14 protein-coding genes are annotated in these 15,686 nt (G+C 52.9%); 10 read left to right on the plus strand and 4 right to left on the minus strand.

The genetic code is table 11. The features are described 5' to 3' along the window. The 7 genes from ACR0JF_RS18340 to ACR0JF_RS18370 form a co-directional block, all read left to right on the plus strand. Positions 1-199: hypothetical protein (locus ACR0JF_RS18340; RefSeq protein ID WP_480669602.1), on the plus strand; the 199-nt coding region annotated here is incomplete at its 5' end. Between the two features lie 148 nt (positions 200-347). Continuing rightward, positions 348-1,403, plus strand: a complete 1,056-nt coding sequence (locus tag ACR0JF_RS18345; RefSeq protein WP_170662834.1) for a tyrosine-type recombinase/integrase — start codon at positions 348-350, stop codon at positions 1,401-1,403. Positions 1,404-1,768: 365 nt separating this feature from the next. Continuing rightward, a complete protein-coding gene (repA, locus tag ACR0JF_RS18350) occupies positions 1,769-2,953 on the plus strand; it encodes a plasmid partitioning protein RepA (protein WP_170380597.1) in 1,185 nt (394 codons plus the stop codon). Then, positions 2,953-3,921 carry a plasmid partitioning protein RepB gene (gene repB / locus ACR0JF_RS18355; RefSeq protein ID WP_170662836.1) on the plus strand — a complete coding sequence of 323 codons (969 nt, stop codon included), beginning with the start codon at positions 2,953-2,955 and terminating at the stop codon, positions 3,919-3,921. The genes repA and repB overlap by 1 nt, the downstream gene beginning before the upstream one ends. A 177-nt stretch (positions 3,922-4,098) precedes the next feature. After that, complete coding sequence (locus tag ACR0JF_RS18360) at positions 4,099-5,154, plus strand: helix-turn-helix domain-containing protein (protein ID WP_170380599.1); 1,056 nt, start codon at positions 4,099-4,101, stop codon at positions 5,152-5,154. A gap of 155 nt (positions 5,155-5,309) precedes the next feature. Beyond that, positions 5,310-6,419: a Fic family protein gene (locus ACR0JF_RS18365; protein WP_170662838.1), complete on the plus strand. Its 1,110-nt coding sequence runs from the start codon at positions 5,310-5,312 to the stop codon at positions 6,417-6,419. A gap of 245 nt (positions 6,420-6,664) precedes the next feature. After that, on the plus strand, positions 6,665-8,110 hold the full coding sequence (locus ACR0JF_RS18370) for a phospholipase D-like domain-containing protein (RefSeq protein WP_170662840.1): 1,446 nt from the start codon (positions 6,665-6,667) through the stop codon (positions 8,108-8,110). A gap of 459 nt (positions 8,111-8,569) precedes the next feature. On the opposite strand, the gene ACR0JF_RS18375 is transcribed toward ACR0JF_RS18370, so the two are convergent. Further along, positions 8,570-8,956, minus strand: a complete 387-nt coding sequence (locus ACR0JF_RS18375) for a hypothetical protein (protein WP_170662842.1) — start codon at positions 8,954-8,956, stop codon at positions 8,570-8,572. A gap of 1 nt (position 8,957) precedes the next feature. After that, on the minus strand, positions 8,958-9,425 hold the full coding sequence (locus ACR0JF_RS18380; RefSeq protein WP_170662844.1) for a hypothetical protein: 468 nt from the start codon (positions 9,423-9,425) through the stop codon (positions 8,958-8,960). A gap of 259 nt (positions 9,426-9,684) precedes the next feature. Between ACR0JF_RS18380 and ACR0JF_RS18385 the strand changes: the two genes are divergently transcribed. From ACR0JF_RS18385 to ACR0JF_RS18395, 3 genes are all read left to right on the plus strand, one after another. After that, positions 9,685-11,769: an alkyl/aryl-sulfatase gene (locus tag ACR0JF_RS18385; protein ID WP_480669603.1), complete on the plus strand. Its 2,085-nt coding sequence runs from the start codon at positions 9,685-9,687 to the stop codon at positions 11,767-11,769. A 93-nt stretch (positions 11,770-11,862) separates the two neighbouring features. Continuing rightward, a complete protein-coding gene (locus ACR0JF_RS18390) occupies positions 11,863-12,381 on the plus strand; it encodes a DUF1269 domain-containing protein (RefSeq protein WP_170662848.1) in 519 nt (172 codons plus the stop codon). Between the two features lie 81 nt (positions 12,382-12,462). Then, positions 12,463-13,041, plus strand: a complete 579-nt coding sequence (locus ACR0JF_RS18395) for a DUF3611 family protein (protein WP_170662850.1) — start codon at positions 12,463-12,465, stop codon at positions 13,039-13,041. 62 nt (positions 13,042-13,103) lie between these two features. On the opposite strand, the gene ACR0JF_RS18400 is transcribed toward ACR0JF_RS18395, so the two are convergent. Both ACR0JF_RS18400 and ACR0JF_RS18405 read right to left on the minus strand, forming a co-directional pair. After that, complete coding sequence (locus tag ACR0JF_RS18400) at positions 13,104-13,964, minus strand: hypothetical protein (protein ID WP_170662851.1); 861 nt, start codon at positions 13,962-13,964, stop codon at positions 13,104-13,106. Further along, positions 13,965-15,659, minus strand: a complete 1,695-nt coding sequence (locus ACR0JF_RS18405; protein WP_170662852.1) for a SulP family inorganic anion transporter — start codon at positions 15,657-15,659, stop codon at positions 13,965-13,967. It abuts the gene before it with no gap. Positions 15,660-15,686: the final 27 nt, after the last annotated feature.

Consider the following 15,686-nt stretch of genomic DNA (forward strand, 5'->3'; position numbering starts at 1 on the left):
ATCTGCCCGTTTCGTCAATTCTCCGAGTTGGCAACCTGAACTGAAGCGATCGCAGAACTATTTGGCTGACCTAAAACTTTGCAACGAAACCGCATCGGCAATGTTAAGCACTGAACGTGTAGAAGCCTCAATTCAGGTGATTGCAAACCCACAATGGCACATTGAGGCCAGTGGGGGCGTCTACACCTTCAAAGGGTAGTGATATTTGGTACCCTGCCCTCTTTACGCTCATAATCAAAAACTTTTGCGCCTTACCCTGAAGACACACTCAAATCGCTATCACATCTGATAAGTATCCCTTATCGGGTTTATTGATTTTGCCGTAAAAACCGCGCAAAATAGCGCCCATGACACCACCAGCGCCCTACCTTCCCGCCGCTCCCCCTGCCCTGTCTCAGGCGGATCAAGAGGCGCTCACCGATCTCTACATCCGCGGCACACCGGCCAATACGTTACGGGCCTATGAGCGCGATCTGCTTTATGTGACAGCGTGGAAGACGGCCCGGTTCAAGCTGGCGCTGCGCTGGCCCGAGAGCGAGGCCACAGCGCTCGCCTTCATTCTCGATCACGCCCGCGATCTGAATGACGCACCAGAAACGGATGTGGCGCGCGAAACCGCAGAAGCATTGATTGCTCAGGGATTGCGCAAGTCCCTCGCCTGCCCTGCCCCTTCGACGCTGGACCGGCGCATCGCCTCCTGGCTGGCCTTCCACCGGATGAAAAATCTGCCCTCCCCGTTCGATGCGCCACAGGTGAAACAGGCCCGGGCCAAGGCCCGCCGCGCCGCCGCCCGGCCCCCCGCCCCAAAGTCGCAGCACCCGATCACCCGCGACATCCTCGAGCAAATGCTGGCCACCTGCCGCGGCAGCCGTCGCGATTGCCGCGACCGGGCGATCCTGATGCTGGGTTGGGCTTCTGGTGGTAGACGGCGTTCAGAGATCACCGGATTGATGTTTGAAGACGTCTCGCTGAAGGAGTTCGGCGAGAAAAGCCTGGTTTGGATTTCACTGCTGGAGACCAAGACGACAACCAAAGGTGAAACGCCGCGGCTGGTGCTGAAGGGCCGCGCAGCCCAAGCGCTGAAACATTGGATCGAGGTGGGCGGGATAGAGGATGGCCCCCTGTTCCGACCTGTCTCCAAGGCGGATCGGGCGCTGAAACGCCGGCTCAGCCCGGATGCGATCTACCAGATCGTCAAACATCGGCTGGCACTGGCTGGGCTGCCCGAGGGATTCGCCTCGCCGCATGGGCTGCGCTCGGGTTTTCTGACACAGGCCGCATTGGATGGCGCCCCAATCCAGGCTGCCATGCGCCTCTCACTGCATCGCTCCATGGCCCAGGCGCAGAAATATTACGACGATGTCGATATCGCGGAAAACCCGGCGGCAGATTTGTTGGGTTGAGGAAATACGTCATCAGCTCCATTGGCCCCCTGCCCTTCCCAATTACTTGTCTTGGTGCTCAAGCCGCTATTTCTTTGCGCCAACTACTCGCTGGGAAAAGCTCAACTCGAGGCGGAGCATTCAGAAGGGTTTTGTGCACGCGCCTACTTTTTTGCACGCAGAACTTCATCGGCAATAGTAGCCCGGGAACCGCTTCAGCAAGGTTTACAGCTGTAAACCAATTTGCTCTGATGCAAAGCGTATGTAGTTTGCAGCTTTGTAGAACCCACAATATAAGCGAAAATCCTTGACTTAGGGCAATGAATCACGGCTGTTTGTCTCAAGTGGCGCAAAAATGACCACATTCGTTAATTTGAGGCAACTACATGATTCCCGTGACACCACTTGCGGCAGAACGACCATCAGCTCTCGCCACGGAAATTTCTGAGAGATTAAACTCGGCTATCCGGGAACATCTTCTTGCGGCATTCGCCCCTGACAACACCAAATCATTACGCAACTTTGCAGCCCCAGAAGCGGCCGAACTCTTAGGTGTCTCAGGTCAATTCATGCGTAAGGTCCACGCAGAAGGAACGATTCCGGAACCAAAAGACGTGCGCAGCGGTCGACGTTACTATACCGCGCATGAGCTTTGGGAGGCTCGCGAAACGCTTGAGAAAACTTCTCGCAAAAAGGGGCGCTATATCCCTCGTCGGACTGAAGGAGAGAAACTCCAAGTCTGGCAGTTGATGAACTTCAAAGGTGGGAGCAGCAAGAGCACCACAACAATTCACTTGGCTCATTATTTTGCGCTTCGAGGTTACCGTGTACTGGCCGTTGACCTGGATCCACAAGGCTCGCTTACATCCATGTGCGGCATCAGCCCTGAAATAGAGTTTGACGGGCTGACGATTTACGATGCCATTCGGTATGAAGATCCGGTAGATATGGCGGACGTTGTGCTTCCGACATACTTCCCCGGTCTGTCTGTAGCACCGTCACGGCTTGTTCTTTCCGAATTTGAGACAGAATCTGCCGTTCACTCCAACCCGGACCATCCGTTCTTTACGAGAATACGGAATGCCTTGGCCCAGGTAGAAGGCGATTTTGACCTTGTTCTGATTGATAGCCCACCTCAACTCGGATTCTTGACAATAGCCGGGATGGCCGCCGCCAGTTCATTGCTTGTGCCACTGACACCTTCGATGCTGGACGTGTCTTCTACGGCTCAATTTCTCGAACTCGCTGGTGCTTACATGGCAGTCATTGAAGATGCCGGCGCGACGCTCGAATACGACAACTTCAAATTCCTGGTAACGCGCGACGAGCCGACAGACGTACCGTCTCAACAACTGGCTTCGTTCATGCGAGCACTGTTTCAGGATCGCGTTATGTCAGCTACGGCCCTCAAGAGCACCGCAATCAGTGACGCCACAATGCTCAAACAATCAATTTACGAGGTCGTGCGGTCGGAAATGACACGCGCAACTTATGATCGAGCAAAGAACTCAATGGATGCGATCGGCTCTGAGGTAGAGCAAATGATCCATCAAGCATGGGGACGCAGCTAATGGCTAGAAAATCGCTTCAGGAGATGTCTGGGATCGCAAACACCATCGCGCGCTCTAGCCCCAAGACCATTGACAAAGCCCCAAAACCCAATGCGCCTGCACTTGGCGCGCTTCAGGGCTCCTTAGCCGCAATCAGGGAAATTGACCCTGCTCTGATCGACGATTGGGGGCCAGCCGATAGGCTTGGTGAGTTTACAGCTGTAAACACTGACGAAGAAGACGATAGCTTTGAAAGCTTGATGTCGAGTATCCAAGACGGTGGCCAACAAGTTCCCATTCTTGTCAGAAAATCGAAATCCGACGGTCGATACGAAGCAATTTATGGGAGGAGGAGGCTCAAAGCCTGTCGTGAACTCGGTATTAGAGTCCGCGCCAATGTTCAGGATATCGACGACGCTTCAGCGCTTCTCGCCAAAGGGCTTGAGAATGCTGCGAGGCGCAATCTTTCCTTCTACGAGAAAGCACGTTTCGCCGAGGCGATCCTGACTTCCGGGCATGACTCTGCAACGGTGCGGCAAGTATTGAACCTTTCGAAATCAGGGCTGTCTCACCTGACAAAAGTTACGCAACATGTTCCTGCAAAGATTGGTGACATGATCGGCGCAGCCCCAAAATCAGGCCGCCCAAAATGGACCATGCTTGCAGAACACTTCGTTGCAGGCAAGCTGGCGGGAGATGAAGCGGCAAACCTGCTTGCAACCATTGAGCCATCAATGTCGTCAGATGATCGGCTGGAAATGCTCCTAAAAGCAGCTGCCAAACGTGGTGCACGACAAAGAGAAGGTGCAGCCGAAGTCAGCCCAATTGAAGGAGTTACAATCAGATCCACCAACGGATCACTAACTGTTTCGGTCAAAAGGACCGGAGCTAACGCTGACTTCGCTAGCTGGTTGGACAAAAACATGGCTGAAATCATCAAGCGCTCACACGCTGAGTTTACAGCTGTAAACGCCAAGAAAAAGAACTGAGGACGAGCAGAAAGGAGGAAGGCAAACAAACAAAACCCCCGAAACCGGAGCTTCGAGGGCTGCTGCGCAAAGCGCAATTCTTAGATTAGACACCTAGAATCTAGCAGCACCCGAATCGCCACACAAGAAAAAACGCTCTTGAGCGAACGGGTAATTTTTGTCTGCCGATAGATAATCATGAAAACAGTAGCAGCATTGGCTCCAAATGGAGCAACCTTGTCGGGGACGGCAGGGCAGGGGAGTAGTACACCCAAAAAATGGATACTTCTTCGCGCCGTTGAAGAGGCCAGAGAACCTCTTGGGTTGAAATCCACAACTCTCAATGTCCTGAGAGCCATGATTTCTTTTGTGGGCGGTGATCAGATTACTGCGGACCAAGATGATCATCACATCTGCTTCGCTTCCAACGCGGCGATCGCCAAACGGACGCATGTCAGCGTGCAGACAGTTGAGCGTCATATCTCGACGCTGGTTGAGCTTGGACTTATCCGCCGCGTAATGAGCGCAAACGGTAAGCGATGGGCGCGCCGGGATCGACAGGGCAGGGTGGTCACCGCAACTGGGCTCTCCTTGATGCCCTTGTCTGAACGGCACCCTGAGTTCATCCAGGAAGCCCAGAGGCACGCTGATCGAGTTCTGGAGTTCACTGTACTCCGTGACAAGGTTTCCGCCGCTCTGGCACGCCTTAGGGAACTCGTAGCAAATGACACCGCGGTCTCCGATTTGATGACCACCGTACGCAATGCTCTGCGTCGCAAACCAGATGCGAATGTACTCTGCGAGCTATTGGCAGAAATCTCTGTGGAAATCTCAGAAATAACACAGACAGATACAGAAAAATTGAGGGACAGTGACAATGAAATTGAGGGGCACAAAGAGGACTCTTTGAATCCGGAAGTTAAGAAAGAAAAACTTTCTCAGATTCAGGTTTCTCCAGACCAAATGGAGCGCAGTTTTCCACGGCTATGCTCAGAGCTACGCTTTGCAAAAGATCAGCACCACTGTGATCGGCTTATGGATGATATCGCCGAGTATCTACGGCTTGGCCAAACCTGGTATGCAATGAAATCAACGTTTGGCCCAGCTATTCGCTTCATCGTTCTCGGGTACATCTTTCAGCGTGCTGAGAACATACAATCTCCAGGGGCTTATCTGATTTCACTACTGGCCAAGATTGAAAAGGGAGAACTATCTCCAAGCGCAATGCTGACGCGGACCTCCAATGGTTCGTAGGTTTTTTGAAACAGGAAGAGATTTTCTGTCGTCAGCTTATCCTTCAATCCAATGTTTGGATTGAACGGTTCGGGAAGAAGTGAGCTATAGGATTGACCTCTATGGATCATAAAGTAATAAATAATGAGTTATAGACTGGATTCTTATACCTCACGATGTGGAACTGGCAGAGCCCTGATTGGCCGACATTTCGTTACGATGCCTCAAGACTCGAACCATACGAGCAACAGTTCCTGTTGTCCTCAGGGGAAGTGCTTGGAGCGGTACATTATGTGAACCGGGCAGATCGTGATCAATTGCGTATCGACCTGCTGAGCGAAGAGGCGATGAAAACCAGCGCGATCGAAGGTGAGATGCTGGATCGGCTCAGCGTGCAATCATCCCTGCGCCGACATCTTGGACTGGCTCCCGACAGCTATCCGTCCAAACCGCGCGAGCAGGGCGTTTCCGAAATGATGGTGGACGTTTATTCCAACTATTCAGAACCACTGTCACACGACACCCTGTTTCAGTGGCATGACATGCTTCTGTCCCATGACAGGCATCTGGAATCGATTGGATCATACCGGAGCCATGAGGATGCGATGCAAATCGTCTCAGGCAGGCTAGACCGTCCAACGGTTCATTTCGAAGCGCCACCTTCACGTCAGGTTCCGGCTGAAATGGACCAGTTCGTAACCTGGTTCAACCGGACCGCACCGGGTGGTCCCGAACCATTGCGTGCACTGATCCGGGCAGGATTGAGTCATCTTTATTTCGAGAGCATTCACCCCTTTGAAGACGGCAATGGCCGGTTGGGTAGGGCGCTGGCTGAAAAGTCCCTGGCACAAAACATTGGTCAGCCGAGTCTGATTGCACTTGCTTTCACGATCGAGCGAGAGCGGAAGGCATATTATGATCAGCTTGAACGCCATCAAAAGACGCTGGACGTCACGCCATGGCTCGTTTGGTTTGCCGAGACAGTCCTTACAGCACAGCAGGTGACGCTTGAGCGGGTCGGCTTCTTTATTACCAAGACGCATTTTTACGATCGGTATCGTGATCAGTTTAACGCCCGCCAAAGCAAGGTAGTCGCCCGTTTGTTCAAGGCTGGACAGGACGGGTTCAAAGGGGGGCTCAGCGCCGAGAACTATATCTCTATCACGGGAACGTCGCGCGCCACGGCGACGCGGGATCTGCAGGACCTGGTAGAAAAGGGGGCGCTGAGCCGAACAGGTGAACTCAGATACACCCGCTATTGGTTAAAGTTGGATTGGGAAGGGTAGGGGGGTGAAGTACGACACGAAGGGCGGGAAGCAGACCTTCGCTGCACCGTTCGTCGAGGTCCGCAGAATGGCGATAAGCAGGCGTTGGTTAGGCTCGGAGACGGCTTATGAGGTGCGCCAAGCGTGATGTCAGTGGTAGAACGGCTGGATCCAAGCATTTCAAAACCAAACTTTTTGCACCCTTGTTAATCAAAAGAGATAGGGTGAGGCTTCAAGTGGTGTAGCTGCATTCGGAGGATCGTATTTTGAGCCTCGTCTACCTGTGGGCATTTCTCGTCACGCTTGCGCAGGTGTCTTTAGCCTTCGGAGTCACTGTGCATGCTGTTCTGAGAAAGCGCGATACATGCGCGGCCATTGGCTGGTCAGCCCTTGCTTGGCTTGCGCCGTTTGTTGGCTCGTTGGCGTACATCATACTGGGTGTCAATCGGATCAACCGGGCTGGCACACGGATGGGCCTGTCAGACACCATGCGCCAAATTCCAGGCTTCTCTCTCTCGGAAAGTGAGAGAGTGTTGTTTGAAGAGGCTAATATCCAACTACCTCACTTGGCCGGATTAGCCCGTGCCGGGGAAGCTCTTAGCGCAAAGCCACTCTTGCCGGGAAACACGGTCGATTGCCTGCGAGATGGTGATGAGGCCTTTCCGGAGATGATCGCGGCCATAGATAGTGCCAAATTATCGGTTGGATTGTTGAGCTATATTTTTGACAGCGACCGAGCAGGAGAAGAATTCTTGAATGCGCTCGTCCGCGCCAAGGATCGCGGCGTGGTAGTGCGCGTTCTTATCGACTGCGTTGGCGCGCGCTACAGCAAAGAAAATATGGTTACTCGTTTGGAAGAGGTGGGCATTGAAGCCGCGAGTTTTCTTCCAACAAGCGGGTTCTCCTCACGCCGCTTTTCAAACCTCAGAAATCACAGAAAAATCCTTGTTGTGGATGGCTGCATTGGCTTCACAGGCGGCACCAATATTCGTGAAGCGCATTGCCTGAACCTCGATCCTGAGGCGCCGACACAATGCCTGCACTTCAAATTCGAGGGGCCAGTGGTAAGCCACTTTAAGCAAGTATTCGTTACGGATTGGGCCTTTACCACCGGTGAGCAGTTGAGCGGCCCGGCATGGTTTCCAGAGCTTACCCGCCATGGCACGGTCTGGTCGCGGGGGATTTCGCACGGACCAGACGAGGATTTCGAGACGCTCAGCAAACTCATTTTCGCAGCGCTGTCGGCCGCGCGGGAACGGGTGCGTATCGTCAGCCCATATTTTCTACCGGATTCTCGGCTGATAGAAGCGCTTTCAGTGGCGGCGCTCCGTGGCATCAAGGTCGAAATCTACCTACCATCCAACAACAACGTTAAGGTTGTCGAGTGGGCAGCTATGGGGCAGATCGGGCAAATTTTGGAACATGGTTGCCGGGTTTTTTTCACCAAGCCACCGTTCGATCACACGAAACTCATGCTCGTGGACGACGTTTGGGCTCTTGTTGGAAGCACAATTTGGGATCCCAGAAGCCTGCGATTGAATTTTGAGTTCAATGTTGAATGCTATCATCGAGAACTGTCGGAAGAACTCCATGCCATACTTGACTCAAAAGCACTTGGCGCTCGAGAAATCAGCCTCGAAGAGATCAATGATCTCCCGCTTTTGGCCAAATTGCGCAACGGTTTCGCCCGGCTACTTTCCCCTTACCTGTAGGCAGCCAAACTTGGCCTTACACCCGAACGTCCAAGCGAGCGGTCTGAGAGGTAGTTCTTTTTTGGTATCCGCAACGCCCTTAAAAACTTGACCCAAAATGGATAATGCAGAGGGTTTGTCCGAAATTGAAAGGGAAGGCTGAACGTCCCTTTGTCTATTTTGCGGTGTTGAAAAGTTGCGCCAACAAGCTCGTGTGGCTATCATCTTGATATGGAATTTATTGTGGGTGGCATAGTTACGGTTGTTCTGGTGATTTGGGGCGCGGCCTCATTTTGGCGAGCGCCCTCAAATGACCAAAAAAAGGAAAAAGACAAAAAGTAGCGGCATCGTCTGCAAGCACTTTGAGCACGCCTCATGGGATGCATCATCATCCAATTCACCAAACAAACGTTTTCGCCGACTTTATGGATAGCGTTGCAGCGACGACAGGGTGGACATTGCCCCCTTCCTCAATAAACATTACCCATCGAATACTTGCGACCAGGTCTCCTGATCCAAAAGCGAAACGAGTTGATCACGTGAGTCGATTACCGCGCTTATCGCTCGATCTCTTTCCCGATCCAGTTCACTAAAAATGGCTCTTGTGGATGATGCCGATGCTGATTTGTCCGTGGAACCGAGAATGGCAATGTCCGCAGCACCTTCGACCGCGGCACGGAACCGATCAACGGCAACCTCCAAGTCGCTCACAATTTTCAGAGCCGCGGTCCGGACATCGCTGTCTGCGGGCGAAATAGCCTTATCCAAGTCGGTTCTCAGCGTATTGGGTTCCAGAAATGATGGTGTCAAATCAGACGATCCATCCAACAAGAAAGTGACCGCGGTTATCGTCGCAATTACTGGCATCTCACAACTCCAAACTGGTTCCCGAGGCGACTATGTCTGCCTTTTCGTACAGAATTTCAGCAACTTCTGGCCAGTACTCTTCCGGGATTGCCGCCTGCAATTGCCCCTGCAATACCAGCAGGTTATCGCGTTGCGAACGGCGTTCGGTGTCATATCTGTCTGAAACAGCTACCAACTTGGAACGTTTTACAGAGCGGTTGGCGGACAACCGGTTGAATTCTTCAATAAAGGCCGCGTGCGCCTGGATCATCTGTGTTGAATTCGCCTCAATCTCCCGGGCGACCTGAACCAGATCTGAGCCATCATCAGAAGGTATCCGTTCCAACGCGGCTGTGAGCTCAGAATTTATGTCGCCGATCGAACTACTGCGGTCGAACGGGGCACAACTTGAGATGCAGCAAAGAGAAGCAGCAGCGGCCAGATTGATAAAGTCTCGCCTCGACAGAGAGGCATTGCAGGTAGCTGCCATCGTGTTTCCCCCTGATCTGTGATCCACCTATTTTTAGATCGCGTCCTTTGTTGCCGTGCTCACTGAAGACGGCCCAATCTTCAGAAAACACTCAGGTATTCAATACGTCCGCGAGCTGTGCTGGATAATGAGCCGTGCAATACTGCCCAAATCTTAATCGTTCCACAATGACATTTAAATGTTAGGATGTGAGGCAATGCTTTTCAGACAACTTTATCAATAGGGGGGAAATACGATGGCACCTAATCGGCGCGACTTCATGAAAACTGTTCCAGCAATTGGGGCCGCGTTTGCAGTAAGTCCTACTTTTTTGTCGGAAGAAGCAGCAGCACAAACTACATCGACAGCCGCGCCATTAGAAGGCCACTTTCACCCTAAAGGAAAAGCACCGTCCGAGCACACGCTCAAAATCCTGGCCGAAGCGAAAGAAACACTGCCTTTCTCTGACACTCAGGACTTTGACGAAGTTGCCAAGGGTTTCATTGCCCAAATGCCGGAACCTCAGATCATGGCAGACGCGGGCAATGTCGCCTGGGACCGGGGCGCATTTGATTTCATAGACGAGCAAGACGAGTACGACAGTATCCACCCGTCATTGATGCGTATCAGCAAGCTGAATCAGAACTATGGTCTGTACGAGGTAATACCCGGCATCTATCAGGTGCGCGGGTTTGATTTGTCCGACATCTCATTCGTACGCGGGAAGACGGGTTGGATCGCCATTGACCCACTGGTTTCGGCCGAAACGGCGCGAGCCGCGTGGGAATTGTTCTCGGAACACAAAGGTGAAGGGTTGCCGATTACAGCCGTGATCTATTCTCATTCCCACGGCGATCACTGGGCAGGCGTTCGCGGCATCGTTTCGCAGGAGGACGTCGATTCCGGCAATGTCGAAATCATTGCTCCGCGCGATTTCATGGAACACACAATTTCCGAGAACGTGTTCGCGGGCAACGCAATGAACCGCCGGCTATTTTACCAGTATGGTCTGTTGTTGCCCGTGGCCCCGCATGGGTTCGTCAATCAGGGTCTCGGCAAGCGCGTTTCAGCAGGTGCCACTGGCCTGATCGCGCCAACCCGGATTGTCGAGGACGACATCGAAGAATTCGAGGTCGATGGCGTGCGGATGATCTTCCAAAACACACCCAACACTGAAGCGCCGTCTGAGATGAATACTTACATCCCAGACATGAAGGCCCTGTGGATGGCGGAAAACGTGACAGCCACGTTGCACAACATCTATACATTGCGTGGCGCGCCAGTGCGCGATGCCCTTCGATGGTCAAAGTACATCTCTCGTGCCCTGTTCCTGTTCGGGCAAGAGGCAGACGTCATGTTCGCTTCGCACCATTGGCCGCGTTGGGGCAACGACCGCGTGCAGCAGGTTCTGAGAGATCAGCGCGACCTTTATGCTCATATGAATAACCAGACCCTGCATCTGGCCAATCAGGGCGTGACGATTAACCAGATACATCACCACTATGAGCCGTCACAGGGTTTGCAGCAGACATGGCATACACGTGGCTATCACGGCTCACCTCAGCACAATTCGCGCGGCGTTGTTCAGCGGTTCCTTGGATTCTGGGATTGTAACCCCGCGACCCTGATACCGTTAGAACCAGAAGCTTCAGCTCCGCTCTACGTCGAGATGATGGGCGGCAAAGATCCAATTATGGCCAAGGGTTTGGAACTACACAATGCAGGGCAATATTTCGAAGCGTCCGAGATTCTGAACAAACTGTTCCTGTCGGATCCATCAGATCAGGAAGTAAAAGACTTGTTGGCCGACGTTTACGAACAACTTGGCTACCAGCAAGAGAACCCGGGCCTGCGGAACAGCTTCCTGTCCGGTGCCTATGAACTTCGTTCTGGCATCCCCACCGGTGAAACGGCCGACACGTCCAGCCCAGAAGTGATACGCGCGATGTCGACTGAGCTGTTCCTTGATTTCCTTGCGATCAAAATGGACAGCCGCAAGGCCGAAGGCATCGAGTTTACGATGAACCTCAGCACGCCCGACAATGGTGAGATGTTTGCGATCGAGCTGGCCAAGGCAACACTCACAAATGTCGAAGGTTTCGCCTTCGATGAGCCAGATCTGACTCTGACCTTGAACCGATCCGATCTGGAACTTGTGATGACCGGAGAGGCTGATTTCGAGGACTTGCTGGCCGACGGTCGCGCAACGGCTGACGGTGACGTCAGCGTTCTGATCAAACTCGCTGGAACCATGGTTGAATTCGATCCTCTGTTCGAAGTTCTGCCCGGGACAAGTACCGGCCCAACCGAGGTGGCAGAGGCCGAGCCGTTACAGGCAGTGACTGGTCAGGTCGTTATCGAATGATGTTTTGCGCGGGTCCCATCGGACCCGCGTTACCAACTTTTGCACTCCAATACGATTTTGACGATGTAATCCAAATCACCCGAGGAGACTTCAATGGCTGATCTTGTTGTTCTTTCATTTGATGGTGTCGACAGTGCAGATGCCGTTTTAACAAAACTACGACAACTCAAAAAACAGGAATTGATCGACCTGCTGGATGCCTGCGTCGTTGTGCGGCCCGAAGAGGGCGACATACACATTAAGCAGTCAGTGAACATGACCCGAATTGGCGCCAGTACCGGCCTGAGCACCGGTGCAATAGTGGGTATGTTGGCTGGTATTCTTGTTCTCAACCCACTCGCGGGCATGGCCGTGGGCGGTTTGGCTGGGGCGGCAATGGGCGCGCTTGGCGGATCCCTTTCCGACTACGGCATCAATGATGATTTCATCAAAGATCTGGGCCAGACCATCCAACCAAATTCATCGGCTCTGTTTCTGCTTGTCGCCAAGGCCACACCGGACAAAGTGATAGCCGAGATCGAACAATACGACCCGAAAATACTTCAGACGTCCCTATCGCAGGAACAAGAAGACAAACTTCGCGAAGCGCTCGCTGCTGCGCATAACCAGTAATTTTTTGATAGAGGTCGATGGCCAATCTAAAGTGTAAACGGCCTTTTTCATTCATAGGGCTTTGGTTGGGAGCACTGCAACATGGCAGAAGAATCCGCTAATTGGGACGAAGAAAACACCGGGCGCGTCGCTGACGCGCTCGTAAAGCTTGGTCAGATCGGTTTCTGGGTCCAACTGATTTTTTTGATCATTGTCGTTGTACTGGGCGGCGTTGTGCTTGGCGTTGTCGGAGGCGGCGCAGGCGTTGGCAACGTGCTGTCCTTCTTAGGTTTGATCCTGCCCGCTTTCACTACATTTTGGTGTTGGCATTACCTGTCGTTGGGGCGAAAGCTGAAGGAGACTGGAGATGACCCCTCAGCCGCCCGGCTTCAAAGTCGCGTGTGGATCGGCGTTTGGGTCGGAACGATCGGCGCTGTTCTGACAATTGTTTCATTATTTGGAGCAGCTTTTGCGCTTCTGGTCACAATGCTGGCCAACCCTCAAGTTGGCTTGCAGATATCCGCAGCTGAAACCGGTGCCAGCCCCTACACGATTTCGGCGGTTGATGCAGTCAGCATCATGACTCTACTTTTGACGCTAACCGCTGAGCTGCTTGTTGTAGCGATTTCTTTGCGTATCGTTTTCTTGATCTCTCGTTCTCTGGGAGGAAATGATGTCTGAGTACGCAGTACACCTGCCTTAACGAAACCTTGCGAAATTAAAGAGCATGGCTAAAAGCAGTGCTATGTGCCACCCAAAAACCGCTTAAAAACAACAGAGGCCGGTAGAGCCATACAAACCCCGATCAGAGCAAAAAGCAGGATAGTAGGGATTGCCGGGTAAGACAATTCTGACTGCTCAGCAATGTAAAGAGACAATCCTATATTCCTCGCAATTGTTGCGATGGCAAGGCCCGCTCTTTTCGATCTGACCGGGCCCCCAAGCGTGTAGCCACTCGCTAACGCGACGGCACAAAGTATGACGACCGAAAACGCAGTGGTCCACCCAATTGCAAGTGATTGCCGTAGGTCTGGCAAAAGCGCCAGCGCAGCCAAAAGAGCGGCAAGGAACAAGAGATAAAGTCCCTTGGACACAATCGCCACCACCTTGTTGTGGCGATTTCGCAATCGCGGCACCGCGCGCGCCGATGCCCATCCAAGCACTGCCGGTAGAAAAGTCACCAGCCCGACCTGAGCGGCCACAGTATCCAACGAAACAGGAGTAACCGCGACCTGGGGCAGATGACTAAATAAGAACAGCACAAACGGCGTATAAACCACTGCCAACAGAGCAAGAAGCAACTGCAATGACGCAACATAGTTGAAATCGGCGGCTGCGGCTTCGGACCGGCGCGTTGTGAGAGGCGCTCCGGGCGCGGCGGCCAAAATGGCCAAACCCAGAGCAACCTCAGGACGCACGGGAAGCAAAAAAATTATGACGAGTGTTGCCAAAGGCATCGCGACGAGAACTGAAATCAGGGAACGAAACAAAAGCGAAGTATCGGACAACAGCGCACGAATGCTTCCAACTTCTTGCCGGGTTCCCAGCCCATACATCTGAGCAAAAACGACAACACCTGTAAAAACCAATACGACTTCGGGCATCTATTTGCGTCCTTCTGATCCCAAAGTGCTGGATGACTGATTGCGTTTCGCATCGATCCAAATACGGGACTGTTCCATGGCATCATTAAGTGCCGCCCCGATTTCAGCTTGCTCCTCAAAGACGTTCTCTTGCGACAATCGCTTCAGCAGCCCGGTTCGTTTCAATTGCCCTTGCAACTTGTTGTTCACACCGGTCAAAACCAGCTTGCTGTCGTGATGTTCAAGCTCTTTAGAGTATCGGCTTAGCAATCGAATGATCGTGCTTCCCAAGTCGTCAACGTCACGAAGCACCAATAATACTACTGAATGGCGTCCCGTATCTGCTTCGGGCAACTGAGCTTCAAGAGCCTGCGCCGACGCAAAGAACAGTTCTCCGCGAATGCGAAGAACCGTGATTTCGCCTTCCTCAAGAGCGGTCGCACCCGGCCGCTCTATTGGGAATCCCCCTTCGACCAAGGAGATCTGCCTAACTTCGATTTGGTTAGCGGAGCGCAGAATTTGAAGAACGAAAGAAATTGCGATGCCTAACAGGATTGCAAACTGCAGCGGCAATAACAGCGTTGCCACCAGCGTCGCAGTAAAACCAGCACGGGCCATCGTTCCGGTCCGCCAAATGACAGCAATAGACTTGGGTTGGACATTCTGCACGCCCACCACGAACAAAAGCCCACCCAGACCGGCCATCGGAACAAGTTTGACCATGTCCACGAACAAAAAGACGATCAATACCACTGTTACGCCCGCAAAGATGTTTGACCAGCGCGAACACGCTCCGGCCTGAACACTGACAGCCGTTCCCGACATTGACCCACCTGAAGGGATCGAACCAAACACGCTTGCTGTGAGATTGGCTGCGCCTTGGCCGACGAAATCACGCGAAGTATCTGGAAACCGCCCATCGGGGTTCGGATAGCTTTGACCAACACCGGCGCCCTGTACCAACCCGATCACTGCGATGGCAATGGCGGGCAAGATCAGTTCTGGAAAGTAGCTTAAGTCCGGCAGCATTGGCGTGGGCAAGCTTCGGGGAATGATCGCGACATCTTTCACCAGCACGATCGAGCCGCCTTGAAACAGCGTGGCCAACCCGGTTGTCGCACCCAGAGCAAGGATCAGCGAGAACTTACTTAATCGCGTTTGCTGGATCAGAAAAATAAGGACAATTGTGGCCACACCGATAGTAACCGAAGCGGTATCGAAACTACGCCAGTTCAATGCGGTATCGGAAAGGCGCAACAAATGATTTGGCTGTACGCTCTCGAACCGAGTGATATCTGGAATAGAGCCAAGAATGATCAGAGCTGCAATCCCGGTAATAAATCCTGTCATCACCGAGTTGGATACATATCGGACCAGCCGCCCCATACGCAGCAGCCCAAAAATCAACTGCACTATCCCAATCATCATAACCAGGCCGATCAATGCGCCGATCTTTCTATCGTCCTCAACCCCATACAATGCCTCACCGACGGCGACCGATAGTGCGCCAGTCGTTGATACATTCATAAAAACGGAACTGGTGAAGATTGCGCCGACGGGCATGGCGACCATTAGCGCATAAAGTCCAGCGACAGGGTTTACGGTCGCAAGAACAGCATTGGCCATTCCTTGCGGAACGTTGACGATTGCGAACGTGGCACCTGCGACAAGATCCGAAACCACGTTCCTGCGATCAATCTTCAACCCGTCAAGCATGCGGCCGCGATCCAGTATATTTTGGGT

The organism is Ruegeria sp. BG11 (assembly GCF_056538565.1).

What these genes read in the sequence shown, in the direction of transcription:
- ACR0JF_RS18345 (WP_170662834.1), top strand. Translation starts at nt 348, where the DNA reads ATGACACCACCAGCGCCCTACCTTCCCGCCGCTCCCCCTGCCCTGTCT.
- repA (WP_170380597.1), top strand. Translation starts at nt 1,769, where the DNA reads ATGATTCCCGTGACACCACTTGCGGCAGAACGACCATCAGCTCTCGCC.
- repB (WP_170662836.1), top strand. Translation starts at nt 2,953, where the DNA reads ATGGCTAGAAAATCGCTTCAGGAGATGTCTGGGATCGCAAACACCATC.
- ACR0JF_RS18360 (WP_170380599.1), top strand. Translation starts at nt 4,099, where the DNA reads ATGAAAACAGTAGCAGCATTGGCTCCAAATGGAGCAACCTTGTCGGGG.
- ACR0JF_RS18365 (WP_170662838.1), top strand. Translation starts at nt 5,310, where the DNA reads ATGTGGAACTGGCAGAGCCCTGATTGGCCGACATTTCGTTACGATGCC.
- ACR0JF_RS18375 (WP_170662842.1), bottom strand. Translation starts at nt 8,956, where the DNA reads ATGCCAGTAATTGCGACGATAACCGCGGTCACTTTCTTGTTGGATGGA.
- ACR0JF_RS18380 (WP_170662844.1), bottom strand. Translation starts at nt 9,425, where the DNA reads ATGGCAGCTACCTGCAATGCCTCTCTGTCGAGGCGAGACTTTATCAAT.
- ACR0JF_RS18385 (WP_480669603.1), top strand. Translation starts at nt 9,685, where the DNA reads ATGAAAACTGTTCCAGCAATTGGGGCCGCGTTTGCAGTAAGTCCTACT.
- ACR0JF_RS18390 (WP_170662848.1), top strand. Translation starts at nt 11,863, where the DNA reads ATGGCTGATCTTGTTGTTCTTTCATTTGATGGTGTCGACAGTGCAGAT.
- ACR0JF_RS18395 (WP_170662850.1), top strand. Translation starts at nt 12,463, where the DNA reads ATGGCAGAAGAATCCGCTAATTGGGACGAAGAAAACACCGGGCGCGTC.
- ACR0JF_RS18400 (WP_170662851.1), bottom strand. Translation starts at nt 13,964, where the DNA reads ATGCCCGAAGTCGTATTGGTTTTTACAGGTGTTGTCGTTTTTGCTCAG.
- ACR0JF_RS18405 (WP_170662852.1), bottom strand. Translation starts at nt 15,659, where the DNA reads ATGCTTGACGGGTTGAAGATTGATCGCAGGAACGTGGTTTCGGATCTT.